Below are 18,629 nucleotides of genomic sequence, written 5' to 3' on the forward strand. Positions count from 1 at the left end.
AATGAAAACAATATTTAAAAACGCCACTGTTATTGATGGAACAGGGGCAAGCGCATTTCAAGCTGATGTTGTGGTTAATGAAGGGAAAATAATAAAAATCGGCCAGTTTGATGCAAAAACAAATGATCAGATTATTGATGCAACAGGGAAGATAGTTTGTCCCGGTTTTATTGATACTCACACTCACTCTGATCTTTCTGCTCTGCTTAATCCCGCTTTATCTGCCAAAATTCACCAAGGGATCACCACTGAATTGTTAGGGCAAGATGGTGTCGCGTTAGCACCATTACCAGAACAATATATTTCAGCATGGCGTAAGAATATTGCGGGTTTAGATGGTGATTCTGACAGTATTGATTGGCATTTTAAAAATACTGAAGGTTACTTAGGTATGTTGGAAGCGAGAGGCTCTGCAACGAATCTTGCTTACCTTGTCCCTCATGGCAACATTCGAATGGAAGCGATGGGATTAGAAGGTAATCCTTCTACTCGTGAAGATGTCGCCAAGATGTGTGAGATCTTAGAGCGTGAGTTAAAAGCAGGGGCGTTTGGTTTATCAACTGGATTGATTTATATGCCTTGTGCCTTTGGTGATACCGCTGAAATGATCGAACTTTGTAAGGTTACAGCAAAACATAATGGCATTTTTGTTGTTCATCAACGTAGTGAAGCTGACGATATTATTCAATCAACTCAAGAGCTTATTGATATCGCCAAAGCATCAGGTGTTTGGTTGCATATTTCCCATATGAAAGTTTGCGGTAAGAAAAACTGGGGATTAATTGACGAAATGCTTGGTATGTTAGAGCAAGCGCAAAAAGAGGGCATTCGTATCTCTTTTGACCAATACCCGTATGTGGCAGGCAGTACCATGCTTGGGGTGATTTTACCGCCTTGGGTTCACGCAGGCGGTACAGAGAAATTATTAGAACGCTTGGCTTCTCCTGAACTGCGTAAAAAGATGATTGAAGATATCGAAAAAGGCATCCCGGGCTGGGATAACTTTATTGATTTCGCAGGGTTAGAAAATATTTATGTGACTAGCTCTAAAACAGAAAAAAACCAAGATGCTGTTGGGCTTAGCCTTGTAGAGCTAGGCAAATTGAGAGGTAAAGATCCGTATAACGCAACCTTCGATCTGCTATATGAAGAAGAAAATGCGGTAGGCATGGTGGATTTTTACGGTACAGAAGAACACGTTATCAAATTCTTGTGTCGCCCTGAACAAAACGTCTGTACTGATGGATTAATGGGGGCAGGTAAGCCTCATCCTCGTGTATTTGGTGCATTTCCGCGTGTTTTAGGGAAATACGTCAGAGAAGAAAAATGCCTCACTTGGGAACAAGCCATCCGCAAAATGACAGGTAAACCAGCTGAAGTCCTTCGATTAACCGACAGAGGTTTAATTAAAGAGGGATATGCCGCTGATATTGTGATGTTAGACCCTGAAACCATTATTGATAAAGGCACGTTTGTTGAACCAAACCAATACCCTGAAGGGATCGATTTGGTGATGGTCAATGGTCGTATCGCATTAATTAATGGGGTCGAAAGCTACGCCTGTAGTGGTCATGTTTTAAGAGCATAACGACACAAAAACACAATAACGCTCTTAAACGTTAAATCTTATCTCTGTTTATCACGGTTGTTCTTCAACCGTGATGGTTTCCCCTTACCTGAGGAACAGGAAAATGAGTTCAAATATTATTCCAAATCTTCAACAGAAGAAAACATGGAAAGCTCGTTACACCGTTTTATCCTTAATTTGGTTAGCATGGTTACTTTCGTTCTTAGATAGAATGGTAATGAGTGTTTCATTACCCTTTATTGGACGTGATCTTAATCTTGATACCACACAACAAGGCTTAATCATCAGTGCGTTCTTTGTCGGTTATGCGGCATTTCAAATACCGGGCGGTTTCTTAGCTGACCGCTTTGGCGCACGTAAAATTATGGCAATCGGCATTGCATGGTGGTCAGTCTTCACCAGCTTAACGGGGATGGTATTTACATTACCATTAATGTTAGCGGTGCGATTCTTATTTGGTATTGGTGAAGGTTGTTTTCCATCCGCTTCTTGGAAAATGATCTCAACTTATTTCCCATCTAAAGAGCGTGGTCGTGCAACGGCAATTCAATCAACAGTAAATACCTTAGGCCCTGCATTAGCGGTTATTGTTGCTGCGAGTATCATCGGTGCTTTTGGCTGGCATATGGTGTTTATTGTTTTAGGTATTCCCGGTCTATTAATTGCAGCGGGTATCTATTTCTTCACTCGTGATAATCCTAAAGATCACCCAAGTATCACCCAGCAAGATCTCGATGAGTTAGCCGCAGATGGTACGTTAACGGATAAACCTGTTGAAGCAGTACCTTTTAAAGATGTGTTAAAGATGCCAGTACTATGGCAAATGGCAGCAATTTGGTTTTTGTTTGATATTACCTTTTGGGGATTCTCAACATGGTTACCAAGTTATTTAATTACTGTTCGTGAATTCTCTTTGGCTAAAACAGGGGTAATGGCGGCGATCCCATTCTTATTTGGCGCTGGTGGTACATTATTAGGGGGTTATGTTTCTGATAAATGTAAATCACAGCGTAAATGGTTATATATGATTACCGCAGTGATTGCAGCAGGCTTTTTATATATGACATATACCGTTGAAAGTGCTGATATGGCTGTTGTATACCAGTGTATTTCAGCATTATTTATGTTCTTCGCCATGGCAATGTTCTGGGGTATTTTAATGGATACTATTCCAAATAAAATCATGGGTCGTGCTTCAGGGATTGTTAACTTTGGTGGTCAAATGGCGGGTGTTGTTTCTGCACCGGTTATGGGCTTTTTAATTAAAGCAAGTGGTGGTAGTTACGACAGCGCATTTATGTTTATGATTATTGCATTAGTTGCTTCTGCGGTTGTAACGTTCACGGTTAAAATGCGAAATACACCAGCAGCCATTTAATTAATAATAGTTATATTTTAATAAGTGTGATTTATTAAAAGAAATAAGATTAATTAAATAAAATAAATGTATTAACTGTAAGATTTATTTATTAAAACTCACTATATGCTTTATTGATTTTTTAATTTAAAAAATCTTATTGCAGGGTATTTGGGTCTCAAAAAAGCCACGATTAAAAATCGTGGCTTTGCTTTTGTTAGATGAATAACATTATTTGCTTATAAGAACAAAATCGTTACCACTAAAACAGAGTGTGGCATCGCCACGAATAACTCGGTGATGGGCAATATGGCGTTGGCTATTTAATGAAGCGTGTTGTTTCATCATATAAGCCTCTAAATGCCATGCAATAAGTTGTTTAGCGAGCTTTTTATTTGCGTGCTGGCTACGTTCTGATTGCACTTTTACACTAATACCAGTGGCAATATGTGTTGCTCTGACTGCCGATTCTGTTTTATTAACATGCTGACCGCCGGGACCATTTGAACGCATGGTTTCAAAGACAATTTCTTTGTCATTAATTTCATCAGGTTGTTCAAAACAAGCAACACCAATAAACCAATTTTTACGTTTATGCCGAGGTCGTAATGTGCTTGCACATTGCCATTGTACAGAGCCTGCCCACTGTTGCGCGATAGCCTGTGCATCAGCACCTTCAAGAGATACTAACGCTGATTTTAAGCCATGACGTGAAGGCTCTTTTTCAAGAACTGTGACGTTCACTTGCTGTTTTGTGGTTGATTTCAAAAAGTAATTTAACGCTTTTTCAACGGCTAAACAGCACTCTTCAGGGCCTTGTGCGGAGGTGAATTGTAATAACATTACGCCATCTCCCCACTTGTTTTATAGGTGATCACCGGTTTTAAACGCGCGATGACGTCGATTAATCCAATATTCACCATGCTTTCAATCACTGTTTCAATCGATTTATAAGATTGTGGTGCTTCTTCATAAATCAGTTGTTTATTGGCACAAATAATACGGCTACCTAATGCTGTTCGTGAAAGTTGTAAAGGTGTAAAACGGTGTGATAATCGCCCTTTACACTCTGTACGCATCCATTTTCTACCTGCACCATGAGGCAATGAATGAAGGCTTAATTCGCTTAATTCAGACATAAGCGGCTTCACAATATAGCTATAATCACCGCGTGATCCCGGAATAACCACCATATCGTGATGTGCGGGTGTTGCACCTTTACGATGTAACCAACCTTGTTGACCATGTAATTCACAAGGCTCTACAAGATTATGATTTACATCAGAAATTACTTCACCTTGAGTACGAATTTGGCGCATCATTCTTTCACCAATAAGGCGGCGATTAATCTTTGCGTAATCAAGTGCATTATTGTGGGCTTGCAAATATTCATTTGCTGCTTCGGTGTTAGCAATAAGCCCTTTATGACCAAACTGCTCAGTATGGGCGCGTAAGATAGATTGTCCTAAACCTCTCGATCCGCTGTGAACTAATAGCAATAACTGTTTTTTATTGATACCACTTGCAGCGAAAAGCGTTTCATTAATCACTTGGTCAATTTGTTGGAATTCAGCGAAGTGATTACCACCACCAATAGAGCCTAAAGAGCCAGCGAAAGGATGGTTTTGCATTTCAGTCGGTAGATGCGCTTCTAGCCATTCTGAAGGTGCGATATCACTCATTTCACTCAACTGTTTTTCCGCTTTATCTAAGTTGAGTTTGCTGTTTTTAAACTCAGTTTGAAAGAGCGTCATACCACAGCCAATATCATTACCGACTAAAGCAGGGTAAAAGCGATTAACAGAAAAAAAGGCAGCGCCAATGGGATAACCACGACCAGGATGCAAATCAGGCATACCTGCAACATAAGCCATATCAGGAAGTTGAGCGGTTGTTTCTAATTGTTGGATTGCTTTGCTTTCAATCCAAGTATTATCCGATGCGATATAACAAACGCTATCAGATAAATAATGAACACACTTGTCCATATACCAATCCATATAATGTAAAGGATAAAAAATAAATTGATTGGCGGACAGCAAAAAGAAGGAAAAAAGGATTACTTCTGAGATTGTCCGCAAAGAGTATTCATATTTGTCGTTGTCATGGGATACCTCCTTGCAGTTAATTGAAATGGATGAAAAATAATAAATCGCGGGCATATTAACCACTTTTTTTTGCATTGGCAATCAAAAAGTGGTGTGATTTTTCTTTATTTTTTAAAAAAAGAATTAATCGATTTTATTTAATTTAAGGTTAGCTTTTCTTTATTATCTATTTAAGTTAGCTCTCTATTATTTAATTTAATAAATCACTTTTACGGAATTTTTTCGGCAATAATCTTCGTAATCATCCGTTAATTTTCTATCTGTGATAACAACATCAAACTGAGCTAAATCGCCCATATTGCCTGTCGCTGTTTCATCAAAATAGTGATATTTGGTGAGTAAAATCTTACGAATAGATTTATCCATCGCTTTTTTCTTCATGTACAGATCGTCGATGTTATAACAGGTAACGCCAAAATCGAGATGAACACCTTCGGCTGAAATAAAGGCTTTTTTAGGATTAATGCTATCAAGATAAGAAGTCTGGGTAGGATTGTAGAATGAATCACTTTTAGGACGGTATTCACCTCCGCAAAGTAATACGGTGGCATTTTTTTTCTGACTTAATGCCAAAAATACGCGGTGAGAATAACAGATCCCCATGAAATGCAGATTATCGGGAATTAGCTCAATCAGTGTAGGAATAAACTGTCCGTTATCGAAAAAAAGAACATCACCGTCAGACACCATGCCAGCAGCAAGATTAGGAATATGAAGTTCTTCAGTTTGATCCGGCGTAATAATATCAGAGGATGTTGAGATTAACCCTGAATGGGGCTGGGCTAAGGCAACAATGTAGCCACCTAATAATGACATCGGAAAAGGGTTTTCGGCATCAGAACTAAGGTCGCGCCTAATTGTCATTTCAGAAACTTCAAGGATCCTCGCGGCGTCTTTAAGATGTATGCGACCTGAGCGTTTTATACATTCACTGAGGCGGCGCAAACGTTCGTGCTGTTTGGTCTCTATCACCGAAGGATCCTTGTGTTATCGAATAGCGTACTCCAAGAAAATATACGCTAAATAATTAGTAGTTTGATTCAGGAGCATCTGAATCTGTTGCGATAGCGACACTTGCACTCGCACCGATACGTGTTGCACCTGCTTTGATCATGTTTAATGCTGTTTGGCGATCGCGAACACCACCTGATGCTTTCACACCAACTTCATCACCAACAGTTTTGCGCATTAAAGCAACATGATGTTCTGTTGCGCCCATTGTACTGTATCCTGTTGATGTTTTCACAAAATCAACGCGGATCTCACGACACATTTCACAAACTAAACGTACTTCGTCATCAGTTAATAAGCAAGTTTCTAAAATAACTTTCAGAGTTGTATTACCACAAGCGGCTTTTACTGCTTCAATATCTTGTTTTACGAAGTCTAAACGACCGCTTTTTAACATACCGATATTGATAACCATATCGACTTCTTGTGCGCCTTGACGAATAGCTTCAGCCGCTTCAAATGCTTTTGTTGCTGTTAAACCCGCCCCGAATGGGAAGTCGATAACACAACAGACTTTTACATCACTTCCTTCAAGGCAAGTTCTTGCTAAAGGGATGTAAGAAGTGTTAATACAAACGGAGAAGAAACCGTGTTCAACTGCTTCAGCACACAATTTCTTGATTTGTGCTTCAGTTGTATCTGCTGCAAGAAGGGTATGATCGATATAATTAGCTAATGGACGCATAGTATATTCCTTAATAAGAAGATTGTTATTTATCACTCATGTTAGTTTGGCAACATATTAGTGCTGTTTTAACGAGATAACAATCACAAATGATATTTAAATAACATGATACTGTTATACATCTATCAAAATGTCACTATTTTCACATTTATAAATTTTACATAAGAGCAAGAGGCGCTATGGATATCGCAGTGATTGGTTCAAATATGGTGGATTTGATCACCTATATAGATAGGATGCCAAAAGAGGGGGAAACCCTTGAGGCGCCAGCATTTAAGATTGGTTGCGGTGGTAAAGGGGCAAATCAAGCGGTTGCTGCAGCTAAATTAAATTCAAAAGTGATGATGTTAACAAAGGTTGGTGATGATATTTTTGCGGATAACACCATCATGAATTTAGAATCTTATGGCATTAATACACGCTATGTTGAAAAAGTGCCCGGTACAACAAGCGGTGTTGCACCTATTTTTGTGACTTCTCAATCATCAAATAGCATTTTAATTGTGAAAGGTGCTAATCAGCATTTATCGCCAGAGGATATTGATAGAGCAACAGATAGCCTGAAAAAATGCAAAATAATCGTACTACAATTAGAAATCCCGCTTGAAACGGTGTATCACGCTATCGAGTTCGGTAATAAACACCATATTCCTGTGTTATTTAACCCTGCACCGGCTTCAAAAGCATTAGATCTTGATATTGCGGCTCGTTGTGACTTTTTTGTTCCGAATGAAACAGAACTTGAAATATTGACGGGTATGCCAATCACCACAATGGATGAAATTCGTGAAGCCGCTTGTTCTTTATTACAAAAAGGCTTTAAGAATGTCATCGTTACATTAGGTGAAAAAGGCGCATTATGGATGAATGGCGACATTGAAAAATATATTCCCGCCATTGAAGTTGATGCAATAGATACCAGTGGGGCGGGGGATGCTTTTATTGGTTGTTTCTCCCATTATTATGTTCACACCAATAATATTGAAAAAGCGTTAAATAAAGCCGTGATGTTTTCTGGTTTAAGTGTTGCAGGTAAAGGCACACAATCTTCTTATCCAAGCATTGAAGAGTTTGGACAATTTCTAGCGCAAGCAAAGTAGTACACTTCTGCACTACCACATCTTTGTATTCCACTTGCTGTCTTATTTAGAGAACAAGTGGAATTCTTTTTAAATCAATAAATTGTTCTATTTTTCATAGTGACTGTTGGGTTTCTGACAAAGAAAAAAGCTTAACTTAATGTGACTAATTTCACAGAGTGGTGATAATCACCATTGAAATACAATTTCATTAGATGTAATTTTTATTGAAATTTGGTTTCATTAAGGTTGTTATGATGAAAGAAGATGCATTAATCGAATGTCTTAAAAATGAAAGCAATCAAGAAACAACACAGTTTTCTGAATTAAGCGCTTTAGAGTTGGTTACGCTTATCAATAGTGCAGATATGACCGTTGCCAATGCAGTTAAAAAAGAATTACCCGCTATTGCTAAAGCGGTAGAAAAAATTACTGAGCGTTTGCAAAAAGGTGGACGTATTTTTTATGTTGGTGCCGGAACAAGTGGGCGATTAGCTGTACTAGACAGTGCCGAATGTCCTCCTACTTTTGGAGTGTCTCCTACATTAGTGCAGGCGATTATTGCAGGCGGTCATGATGCAATGCTAAAAGCGGTTGAAAATATTGAAGATAGCCAAGAGGCGGCAATTGAAGAGCTTCAACGTCGTCATGTTAGCGATAAAGATGTCGTTATTGGCATTGCGGCAAGCGGTCGTACGCCTTTCACTGTCGCGGCTTTGCAATATGGTAAAAAGTTAAAAGCATTGACTGTATCTATTACTACGCGCGGCAAAAGTATGATGAGTGAAATTGCCGATTTATCTATTGCACCAGATGTGGGCGCAGAGGTATTAACAGGCTCTACAAGAATGAAAAGTGGCACGGCTCAAAAAATGATTTTGGGTATGTTAAGTACTAGCGTAATGACTAAGCTTGGAAAAGTGCATAAAAACCTGATGGTGGATGTGATTGCGAGTAATGAGAAATTGCAGCGTCGTGCTGAAGGCATTGTCAGCGAAGTGTGTGGAATTTCACATGAAAGAGCCAGAACCCTGTTACAAATGGTTAATTATCATCCTAGAAAAGCCATTTTAATGTATGAACTTCACCTGAGTGTGGAGAAAGTTGATCAAATTACACAGCAATATCCTTATCGTTCGTTACAACAGCAACTTGCCCTATTTAACTAATAACAATATGAGTAAACACTCTGAACTTTAGCAGGCACGCATATGGCTAATAAAATAGAACATCTCGACACGTTAGCAATAGAAATAGAAAAACACGCTGGTGGGTTTCAAAATGTGGCAACCCTAACACATTGTATGACTCGTATTCGACTGATTTTAAAAGACAGTTCGCTATTTGATGCAGACGCTTTAAAACAAGTCGAAGGCGTTAAAGGTGTTGTATTTAATGGCGAACAGCACCAAGTGATTGTAGGAATGGGAACTGCAGCAAAAGTTTATTCCATTATGAATAAGCGTATGCAAAACAGTTCGGCAAGTAGTGAAGGGGAGCCTGCGTCAACACCAGTGAAAAAAGGCTTCTCGATTCGTCGTATGCTAAATACATTAGCGGCTATTTTTGTTCCGACCATTCCTGCTTTAATTGGCTGCGGTTTGATTATGGGGTTAATTAATATTATCCGTTTAGTCGCGCCGGGCTTAGTTGAGCAATTCCCTGAGCTATTTAAATTATTCAAATTAATTGGTAGTACGGTATTTGCGTATCTCTCTATTATGATTGGGATAAATACCGCCAAAGAATTGGGAGCATCAACGTCGATTGGTGCGGTAATGGCAGGGTTATTAGCTATGCCAGGGCTTGCTGATATCACCTTATTTGGTGAGAAATTGCAGCCAAACAGTGGCGGGATCTTTGCCGTATTAATGGTGGTCGTATTCTCTTCAAAATTAGAATTATGGTTTCGTAGTGTCGTTAAAGAGAGCCTTGATCTTATCTTAACGCCATTTGTGACTATTTTAGTTTCTTCTCTTGTGGCGATTATGATCTTCCAACCTATTGGCCATTATCTTAATCAGTTATTAGCACAAGGCGTATCATTATCACTTTTAAATCAAGGCGGTGGTGCAGTTGTAACCGGTGCTGCGTTAGGGGGAAGTTTCTTATTTTTACTCTTAACGGGATTACATCAAGGGTTAATTCCTATTCATACCGAAATTTTAAATACTTTTGGTTTAAATTACTTGTTCCCTATTTTAGCCATGGGCGGAATGGGGCAAGTAGGCTCTTGTTTTTGGGTCTATCTACGTACTAAAAATCAACGTTTAAAGAAAACGTTAATGGGCGCATTACCTGTGGGTATTTTCGGTGTCGGAGAACCTTTATTATTTGGTGTTTCCCTTCCATTAGGAAAACCATTTGTTGCTGGATGTATTGGTGGTGCGGCTGGTGGTGCATTAATGGCATATTTCCAAGTTGGGATCATTATTCCATTTGGTACAGCTGGGTTATCATTAATTCCGTTAGTGGGCGATGGGCAAATTATTAAGTTCCTGATCGCAGTATTAGGTGCATGGATTGTCGGTTTTATCGCCAGTATGCTAATGGGATTTACCGATCCAGAGAAATAAGTCAGAAATAAAAAGGATAACAGAATGTCAACACTGACCAAAAAGCTTGAAAGCCTACGAATACAAGGCAAAGGCACAGAACAACGTATTGCTCATTATCTATTAGAGAATAGTGAGAATATTGCCAGTATGAATGCGGCTGATCTGGCAGTTAAAGCCGGTGTAAGTAGTGCTTCTGTTATCCGTTTCTCTCGTCAAATGGGGTATCGCGGTTATCCTGAATTTAAAATTGATTATCTTTCAGAAGAAAAGCAACAAAAAAGCAGTGGCGATATTCTCTATGGCAATCTTGCGAAAACAGACTCGACAGAATTAATTATTTCCAAAACAGGGCATCTGTTTACCAGCGCTATTTTGGATTCATTAGCGTTGTTAGATCCCGATACCATTGATGTATTAGCTGAAAAAATGGTATCGGCAAAACGCATTGTATTGTTTGGTATTGGCGCATCTGCCGTTGTGGCGAGTGATATTTTTCATAAATTAATTCGTGTAAATAAAAACACGTTATTTAGTCCAGATCTTCATGCTCAATTGGCTTATTCTGCCAATTTATCTGCGGATGATATTGCTATTGCTGTTACCGCTAGAGGAAATACGACGGATATTAACCGTATGTTGAAATCAGCAAAGAATGAAGGCTGTTTAACGGTAGCATTAACCCGTTTTGGGCAAGATGAAGCGACTCGTTTATCTGATTACACGTTGCCTTATTTTTATGATGAACAACACTCTCAATTAGGGGTGATTACGCCACAAGTTTTACAAATGGTGGCTTTTGATGTGCTGTTTTTTAAATATATGACATTAGCAAGTGAGTCAGCAGAAAAAGCATTATTAAAAGGGCGAGAAGCTGTGATGCAAGGAAATCAATAATGTTACTTATCACCACATTAGCGGTGGGTGCGGCAATTGGCTTAATTATAAGTACGACGGGCGTGGGCGGCGGTGTTATTGTTTTACCTGTATTGACCTATTTCTTTGGTATGAATGCGCTAATGGCAGTGGCAACAGCAAATTTATTATCTATGTTGATGAAAGTGACTTCGTCTTATATGCATTTTCGCCTTGGGAATATTCCCTTTAAAAGAGCGATGATTGTATTAGGAATAATGCTACCAAGTACCTTTTTAGCCAGTGTTTTTGTTAATTATTTAGGTTCGTTAGCGCAGTATCAGCAACAAGTCGAATGGGGAATTAATGCGCTTGTTGTTAGTGCTATTGTTTTTTCTCTATTTCTCTTTGTACAGAGAATGTTTTTCTTCTTACCTCCCGTTGTGGTTGAAAATACAGCGTTAGTACCTTTAAATATAAAAGCACTATTACTTCCTGCGATTGCCGCGGGTGTTGTTTTAGGGGCAACGGGGGTGGGCGGTGGTGTGGTTGTATTACCATTATTGCTACGCTATGCGAACCTTTCTATTAAGCAAGCTATTGGTACTTCTATATTTACCACAACATTGTTATCAGGCTCTTCTGCACTCGCCTATATGCAAGATGGGCATACAGATATTCATTTGGCGCTTTTGTTATTTTTAGGTTCGCTAATCTCTATTCCGCTGTCTAAGTGGCTGTTGATCAGAATGCCTGACAAAGTGTTTCAGTATGCGACTTTAATTTTAATCATTTGTAGTGCCGTAATGATGTTAGCTAAATTATTCTAGTATCAAAATGTATCATTAATGTTAATTATAAAAATGAGATTTAAATCATAGCTAAGCTAAATAAAAATAAATTTTATTGGCTATTTTTTGATTATCTTATTAATTTAATTGAAGTCATTATTAATATAAAATAATTATCCCTGTTTTATTTGTGTGTTAATAAAATGTATTTTTAATGATTTTATTTTTACTGATATATGGTTTTTATCATAAATAGATAATTGAGATGATAATCACATTAAAGTTAATTCCTATATGTTTCACTGTAACCCTCATTTAATACCTATAGATGAAGGTACTAGTATTATGGAAAATAATAATAGGAAAACACCTCATATTAGACGTATTGCCCATATTATGATGTATAAACAACGTCAGTGCTTCCATTTCTCTGTTTTTAACGGATAAGTTCTCATTATTACACGCTAAAAATATCAAGCCTCTTTCCTAATAACTTTTGTTATTGGGGAGTCTTCTATTTTTTAAATAACAAACTATTTTTTAACTCTATTATTATCAAAATAATTAGGAGATAGGATTATTATGTCTATTAATATTAAAGGTAGAAGTTTTCTAAAATTACTCGATTTTACATCTGCGGAAATTCAATATTTATTGAAGCTATCTAAGCATTTTAAATCATTAAAAATGACAGGCATTCCTCATCGTTCTCTTGAAGGTAAAAATATTGTTTTATTATTTGAAAAAACGTCAACACGTACACGTTGTGCTTTTGAAGTCGCGGGTTACGATTTAGGAATGGGTGTCACTTATCTTGATCCAGGTTCATCACAAATGGGTAAAAAGGAATCGATTGAAGATACTGCGCGTGTATTAGGCCGTTTTTATGATGGTATTGAATATCGTGGTTTTGATCAGTCATTAGTTGAAGAGCTTGCTGCAAAATCAGGTGTGCCAGTATGGAATGGTCTGACAGATAAATTTCACCCAACTCAGATGCTGGCAGATATGCTGACAGTTGAAGAAAACTTTGGTCATTTAAAAGGGCTTAAGCTGACTTTCTTTGGTGATGCGCGTAATAACGTTGCTAACTCTTTAATGGTGGTTTGTGCCAAATTAGGCTTACATTTTACAGCATGTGGCCCGGCATCTTTAATGCCAGAAGAGCAACTTGTGAAGGAGTGTCGTGCAATCGCGGCTGAAAACGAAGGCTCTATCACATTAACAGAAGATATCGAGAAAGGGGCAAAAGAGGCTGATGTTCTCTATACCGATATTTGGGTTTCAATGGGAGAGCCAGATAGTGTTTGGGATGAACGTATTCGCTTATTGAAAGCCTATCAAGTGAATAGTTCTATGATGAAAATGGCAAATCCTCATGCGATTTTCTTACACTGTTTACCTTCATTCCATGACCGTTTAACGCTTATTGGTGAAGATATTTACCAGAAGTTTGGCTTGAGTGAAATGGAAGTGGCCGACGATGTTTTTGAATCTCGCCAATCAAAAGTTTTCGATCAAGCTGAAAATCGTATGCATACCATTAAAGCCGTTATGTTTGCCACTTTAAGCTAAAGCAAGGAGCTGACAATGCCTAAAAAGGTATTCATTGCTTTAGGGGGAAATGCATTAGGAAATACACCGCTAGAGCAAAAGCAAATAGTACGAAAAACCGCAAAGCCCATTGTGGATTTGGTTGAGAAGGGTTATCAAGTCATTATTGGTCATGGTAATGGTCCACAAGTTGGAATGATCAACTTAGCTATGGATTATGCATCACAGCAGAATATTGGTACGCCCTATATGCCATTCGCTGAATGTGGTGCCATGAGCCAAGGTTATATTGGTTATCATCTACAACAAGCGATTAATGACGAATTATGTGCAAGAAATCTGAATAAAAATCATGGTTGTGCCACCATTGTGACCCAAGTAGTTGTTGATAAAAACGATCCTGCTTTTTTATCACCGACAAAACCGATTGGTGCTTTTTATACCCAACAGCAAGCTGAGGTTATTCAAAAAGAGCATGGTTTTCACTTTATGGAAGATGCCGGGCGTGGATATCGTCGAGTGATCCCATCACCTAAGCCGTTAGAAATTGTAGAATCACCGATTATTAAACAGTTGGTTGAACGTAATATTGTGGTGATTACTGTGGGGGGCGGCGGTATTCCCGTTATTCGAAAAGGAGATTTATTAGAAGGTATTGATGCTGTTATTGATAAAGATAATTCTAGCTCAAAATTAGCCGTAGAATTAAAAGCAGACATTTTATTAATATTAACGGCTGTTGATAAAGTCGCTATTAATTTTAATAAACCAAATCAAATGAATTTAGATAAATTAACACTTTCTCAAGCTCAGGAATATATTTCTCAAGGGCAATTTGCTAAAGGAAGTATGTTACCTAAAGTGGAGGCTTGTCTTAATTTTCTAAAAGAGAGTGATAAAGGTGTGCAAGCTATTATTACTTCTTTAGAGAATGCATTATCTGCTTTAGAAGGAAAAACAGGCACAACAATTATTTCTGATTAATATCATACTTATCATTATTCTAAATTTAATTCTAATAATAGACTCTGCCAGATAGATATTATTTCTACTGGCAGAGTAGCCTCTTATTTAAGTCGAGGACGCTTATGAAACTTAAAAAGTTTGCGTTTCCGACCGCATTTACTATTTTATTTGCCATTACAGTAATTGTGGTTGGCTTAACGTGGATAATTCCAGCTGGCGAATATCAACGATTAAGTTATAACTCAGCAGAGCCATCATTAGTGGTTGCAAAAATAGATGGTTCTCATGAAGTGTTACCTGCAACTCAGGCGACATTAAATGATTTAAATGTCTCTATTGAGATTAATAAATTTACCGATGGAACCATTAAAAAACCGATAGCGATACCCGGAACTTATGAACGCGTAGCACAGCAACCCAAAGGGATAATGGATATTACCGAAAGTATGGTAAAAGGGACGATAGAGGGGGCTGATGTTATTGTTTTTATTCTGGTCTTGGGGGGGCTTATTGGGGTTGTTAATAAAACTGGTGCATTCAATGCTGGTTTAACAGCACTCGCGAATCGAACCAAAGGTAAAGAGTTTTTAGTCGTGTTTGGGGTCACGATTATATTATCCATAGGTGGGACAAGCTGTGGGATTGAAGAAGAAGCCGTTGCTTTCTATCCTATATTAGTACCCATATTCTTAATCTTGGGTTATGACGCTATTGTGTGTGTCGGTGCTATTTTCCTTGCCTCTTCAATGGGGGCTGGGTTCTCAACGGTAAATCCTTTCTCGGTTGTTATCGCATCAAATGCATCGGGGATCAGTTTTATTGAAGGGATCGGTTTTCGTACTATTGGGTTAGTGATTGGTACGATAGGTGTTTTGCTTTATTTATATTGGTATTGCAAGAAGATCAAAAAAGATCCAACTTTCTCTTACAACTATGAAAATGCCGAAAGTTTTAAACAGCGCTTTTTAAGTAATTACGATCCTAATGAGATATTAGAGTTTTCGTGGCGTCGTAAAGTGATCCTCTGCTTATTTGTTGCTGCTTTTCCCATTATGGTTTGGGGTGTTATGGACATGGGCTGGTGGTTTCCACAAATGGCAGCTCTGTTTCTTGCTATCGCAATCATTATAATTTTCCTCTCTGGATTAAAAGAGAAAACAGCCATTGATGGATTTATTCACGGGGCGTCTGAATTAGTCGGTGTTTCATTAATTATTGGTTTAGCGCGTGGTGTTAACCTTGTGATGGAACAAGGTAAAATTGCTGATACCATTCTTGAATTTATGTCTCATATGGTTGCAGGAATGCCACCAAGTTTATTCTTATTGGCACAGCTCGTTGTCTTTATCTGCTTAGGGTTTATTGTTCCGTCTTCTTCAGGGCTTGCGGTTTTAGCGATGCCTATTATGGCACCATTAGCCGATGCAGTTGGTGTTCCTCGTTATATGGTGGTATCAGCATATAACTGGGGACAATATATTATGTTGTTCTTAGCGCCAACGGGATTGGTCTTAGCGACATTACAAATGTTAGATATCTCCTATAATAAATGGCTTAAATTTATTATGCCGATGGTGATATTTATGTTTGTACTCTCGGCAACATTATTACTGGTTCAGGTCGCTTTTTTATAATATTGAATGGGTGTGTTTACGTTGATAAAGAGATTTTCGGTTATTCTGTAGCGTAGAATTAATCTGGTTTTTTATGCTGTTACTGGGATTACTTTTTGATTTTCATTAGCAGTGATCTAGCTCTCGTTTTTAACAGTGATAAAAAATAAACCGAAAAAAAGGTTGTTAATTTGTAGAAGTTATGTTTTTTTAAATACAGATAACACGTAAACACATCATTAAATTAATTGATAGGTAACCCATGATCATCACTACTCTACTACAAAGCCTACGACTAACAGCGCACATTGCGGCTGTGGTTGTCGTGCGTGTGGTGATGGTCGTCGGCAAAGCGCCGTAACGGGTCCGAATCAACACAGTTTCGCAACCCCGCCGGCGCATTAACCGGGCGGGGTTTTTCTTTTCTACCGCCCACAAAGTCCGGCTTAGAACAAAGGACAGAGAAAAATGGGTGCTCAACAAAATAACGCCACAAGTAGAACCTTTACTGGCGCACAATTAATCGTTTATTTACTGGAACGGCAAGGCATTACGACAATTGCCGGGATCCCCGGTGGCGCGGCATTGCCTTTGTATGACGCATTAAGCCAAAGTAAATCTATTCGCCATATCTTAACTCGCCATGAACAAGGCGCTGGTTTTATCGCTCAAGGTATTGCAAGAGCAAATGGTAAACCGGCTGTTTGTATAGCCTCAAGTGGGCCGGGTGCGACAAATTTAGTCACTGCAATCGCAGATGCTAAATTAGATTCTATTCCTTTAGTGTGTATTACAGGTCAGGTGTCTTCTGCAATGATTGGCACAGATGCCTTCCAAGAAGTTGATACTTATGGCATGTCTATCCCTATCACTAAACATAATTATTTAGTACGCGATATTGCTGACTTACCGGAAATTATTTGTGATGCGTTTCGTTTAGCGATGTCAGGAAGACCGGGACCTGTTTGGGTTGACGTACCAAAAGATATTCAGCAAGCCACTATTACGTTAGAAGCGCTACCGCCTATTCCACAAAAAGATCCTGTACCCGCATTTAATACTGATTTAGTAATACAAGCGGCACAAATGATCAACCAAGCTAAAAATCCGGTTTTATATTTAGGCGGTGGAATAATTAGCTCAGAAGCATGTAAAGAAGCGATTGAATTAGCAGAGAAAAATAACCTGCCTACAACGATGACCTTAATGGGATTAGGATTAATGCCACCTTCACACCCTTTGTATTTGGGAATGCTGGGGATGCATGCGACTCGTAGTACCAATTTTATTTTAGAAGAAGCAGATTTATTAATTGTATTAGGGGCGCGCTTTGACGATCGCGCAATTGGCAAAGCAGAGAAGTTTTGCCCTAATGCTAAAATCATTCATGTTGATATTGATCGCGCTGAAATTAGCAAGATCAAACGCCCGGATATTGCGATCCACGCTGATGCGAAATCAGTGTTATCACTGTTATTACCATTGATTAATAACAATAAACGTAATGAATGGATAGAACGTGTTACGACACTGAAACAAGAATATCCATTGGAGATGAAAAACGCTGAAAATATTCTGAGTGGTTACGGTATTGTATTGGCGGCTGCGAATTGTGTAGATGATGATGCGATTATTACGACGGATGTAGGACAACACCAGATGTGGGTAGCGCAAGCCTATCCGTTAAATCGACCTCGACAATGGTTAACTTCAGGTGGATTAGGCACGATGGGTTTTGGTTTACCCGCAGCGATTGGTGCCGCGTTAGCGGAGCCGCATAAGAAAATCCTCTGCTTCTCTGGGGATGGTAGCATTATGATGAATATTCAAGAGCTTGCTACCGCGGCTGAACACCAATTAGATATCAAAATTATCTTGATTAATAATCAGGCGCTAGGTTTAGTGCATCAGCAACAAACACTGTTTTTTGAAGAGCGTATTTATGCTGCGGCTTACCCTTATCAAACAGATTTTATTCGTATTGCGCAAGGTTTTGGTTTAGATACCTGTGACTTAAATCAGGAAGCAGATCCTGCGAGTGCATTAAAAGCAGCAATTGAAAAACCAGGTCCGTGTTTAATTCATGTCATGATTGATATTCATGAAAAAGTATTTCCAATGGTACCGCCAGGGGCGGCAAATATTGAGATGATAGGAGCTTAATTTATGTCACAACAATCACAACCTATCGCGCTGGAATTGATTGTTCGCAACCATCCCGGTGTTATGACCCATATTTGTGGGCTATTTGCTCGCCGCGCCTTTAACGTTGATGGTATTTTGTGTTTACCGATGAAAAATAGCGATAAAAGCCGTATTTGGCTATTAGTGCAAAAAGATGATCGGCTAATGCAAATGGTGAGTCAGGTAGAAAAGCTTGAAGACGTAAAAGAAGTGAGATTCAGCGACGATTTACGTGTTTTCGAACAAATGGAAAGCTATTTAAACTAACTTGTTATTGTTATGC

18 protein-coding genes are annotated in these 18,629 nt (G+C 38.6%); 14 read left to right on the forward strand and 4 right to left on the reverse strand.

Translation table 11 applies throughout. The annotated features are described in order from the left end of the window. Position 1 precedes the first annotated feature (1 nt). Both BTA34_RS00505 and BTA34_RS00510 read left to right on the forward strand, forming a co-directional pair. A complete protein-coding gene (locus tag BTA34_RS00505; protein WP_151434067.1) occupies positions 2 to 1,588 on the forward strand; it encodes an N-acyl-D-amino-acid deacylase family protein in 1,587 nt (528 codons plus the stop codon). Between the two features lie 103 nt (positions 1,589 to 1,691). Further along, positions 1,692 to 2,966, forward strand: coding sequence for an MFS transporter (locus BTA34_RS00510; protein ID WP_151434068.1), 1,275 nt, complete (start codon positions 1,692 to 1,694; stop codon positions 2,964 to 2,966). A 210-nt stretch (positions 2,967 to 3,176) separates the two neighbouring features. Here the strand turns inward: BTA34_RS00510 and prfH are convergent, their stop codons facing one another. From prfH to deoC, 4 genes are all read right to left on the reverse strand, one after another. Beyond that, a complete protein-coding gene (prfH, locus tag BTA34_RS00515) occupies positions 3,177 to 3,788 on the reverse strand; it encodes a peptide chain release factor H (RefSeq protein ID WP_109372630.1) in 612 nt (203 codons plus the stop codon). After that, positions 3,788 to 4,933, reverse strand: coding sequence for an RNA ligase RtcB family protein (locus BTA34_RS00520; RefSeq protein WP_151434069.1), 1,146 nt, complete (start codon positions 4,931 to 4,933; stop codon positions 3,788 to 3,790). Before BTA34_RS00520 ends, prfH begins: the two co-directional genes overlap by 1 nt. 315 nt (positions 4,934 to 5,248) lie before the next feature. Next, on the reverse strand, positions 5,249 to 6,025 hold the full coding sequence (locus BTA34_RS00525; protein WP_151434070.1) for a DeoR family transcriptional regulator: 777 nt from the start codon (positions 6,023 to 6,025) through the stop codon (positions 5,249 to 5,251). Between the two features lie 55 nt (positions 6,026 to 6,080). Further along, positions 6,081 to 6,749, reverse strand: a complete 669-nt coding sequence (deoC, locus tag BTA34_RS00530; protein ID WP_151434071.1) for a deoxyribose-phosphate aldolase — start codon at positions 6,747 to 6,749, stop codon at positions 6,081 to 6,083. Positions 6,750 to 6,928: 179 nt separating this feature from the next. Between deoC and rbsK the strand changes: the two genes are divergently transcribed. From rbsK to ilvN, 12 genes are all read left to right on the forward strand, one after another. Then, a complete protein-coding gene (gene rbsK, locus BTA34_RS00535) occupies positions 6,929 to 7,849 on the forward strand; it encodes a ribokinase (RefSeq protein WP_151434072.1) in 921 nt (306 codons plus the stop codon). A 236-nt stretch (positions 7,850 to 8,085) separates the two neighbouring features. Then, positions 8,086 to 8,997 carry an N-acetylmuramic acid 6-phosphate etherase gene (gene murQ, locus BTA34_RS00540; RefSeq protein ID WP_151434073.1) on the forward strand — a complete coding sequence of 304 codons (912 nt, stop codon included), beginning with the start codon at positions 8,086 to 8,088 and terminating at the stop codon, positions 8,995 to 8,997. A 42-nt stretch (positions 8,998 to 9,039) separates the two neighbouring features. Next, positions 9,040 to 10,404: a PTS transporter subunit EIIC gene (locus BTA34_RS00545; RefSeq protein WP_151434074.1), complete on the forward strand. Its 1,365-nt coding sequence runs from the start codon at positions 9,040 to 9,042 to the stop codon at positions 10,402 to 10,404. 24 nt (positions 10,405 to 10,428) lie between these two features. After that, positions 10,429 to 11,280 (forward strand): MurR/RpiR family transcriptional regulator, encoded by an 852-nt coding sequence (locus BTA34_RS00550; protein ID WP_151434075.1) that lies wholly within the window; start codon positions 10,429 to 10,431, stop codon positions 11,278 to 11,280. Next, the gene (locus tag BTA34_RS00555) at positions 11,280 to 12,068 is read left to right on the forward strand and encodes a sulfite exporter TauE/SafE family protein (RefSeq protein ID WP_151434076.1); all 789 of its coding nucleotides are present in this window, start codon (positions 11,280 to 11,282) and stop codon (positions 12,066 to 12,068) included. The genes BTA34_RS00550 and BTA34_RS00555 overlap by 1 nt, the downstream gene beginning before the upstream one ends. A gap of 306 nt (positions 12,069 to 12,374) precedes the next feature. Then, positions 12,375 to 12,476: a leader peptide SpeFL gene (speFL, locus tag BTA34_RS18505; protein ID WP_109372621.1), complete on the forward strand. Its 102-nt coding sequence runs from the start codon at positions 12,375 to 12,377 to the stop codon at positions 12,474 to 12,476. 135 nt (positions 12,477 to 12,611) lie between these two features. Next, the gene (gene argF, locus BTA34_RS00565; protein WP_151434077.1) at positions 12,612 to 13,604 is read left to right on the forward strand and encodes an ornithine carbamoyltransferase; all 993 of its coding nucleotides are present in this window, start codon (positions 12,612 to 12,614) and stop codon (positions 13,602 to 13,604) included. A gap of 15 nt (positions 13,605 to 13,619) precedes the next feature. Further along, complete coding sequence (gene arcC / locus BTA34_RS00570; RefSeq protein ID WP_151434078.1) at positions 13,620 to 14,567, forward strand: carbamate kinase; 948 nt, start codon at positions 13,620 to 13,622, stop codon at positions 14,565 to 14,567. 104 nt (positions 14,568 to 14,671) lie between these two features. Next, complete coding sequence (locus BTA34_RS00575) at positions 14,672 to 16,183, forward strand: YfcC family protein (protein ID WP_151434079.1); 1,512 nt, start codon at positions 14,672 to 14,674, stop codon at positions 16,181 to 16,183. Between the two features lie 241 nt (positions 16,184 to 16,424). Next, positions 16,425 to 16,523 (forward strand): ilvB operon leader peptide IvbL, encoded by a 99-nt coding sequence (gene ivbL, locus BTA34_RS00580; protein ID WP_151434080.1) that lies wholly within the window; start codon positions 16,425 to 16,427, stop codon positions 16,521 to 16,523. A 107-nt stretch (positions 16,524 to 16,630) separates the two neighbouring features. Further along, complete coding sequence (gene ilvB, locus BTA34_RS00585) at positions 16,631 to 18,325, forward strand: acetolactate synthase large subunit (RefSeq protein WP_151434081.1); 1,695 nt, start codon at positions 16,631 to 16,633, stop codon at positions 18,323 to 18,325. Between the two features lie 3 nt (positions 18,326 to 18,328). Continuing rightward, complete coding sequence (ilvN, locus tag BTA34_RS00590; RefSeq protein WP_069368073.1) at positions 18,329 to 18,613, forward strand: acetolactate synthase small subunit; 285 nt, start codon at positions 18,329 to 18,331, stop codon at positions 18,611 to 18,613. Positions 18,614 to 18,629: the final 16 nt, after the last annotated feature.

This window comes from Proteus sp. CD3 (genome assembly GCF_008808075.1).
GTDB classification, from domain to species: Bacteria; Pseudomonadota; Gammaproteobacteria; order Enterobacterales; family Enterobacteriaceae; genus Proteus; species Proteus appendicitidis.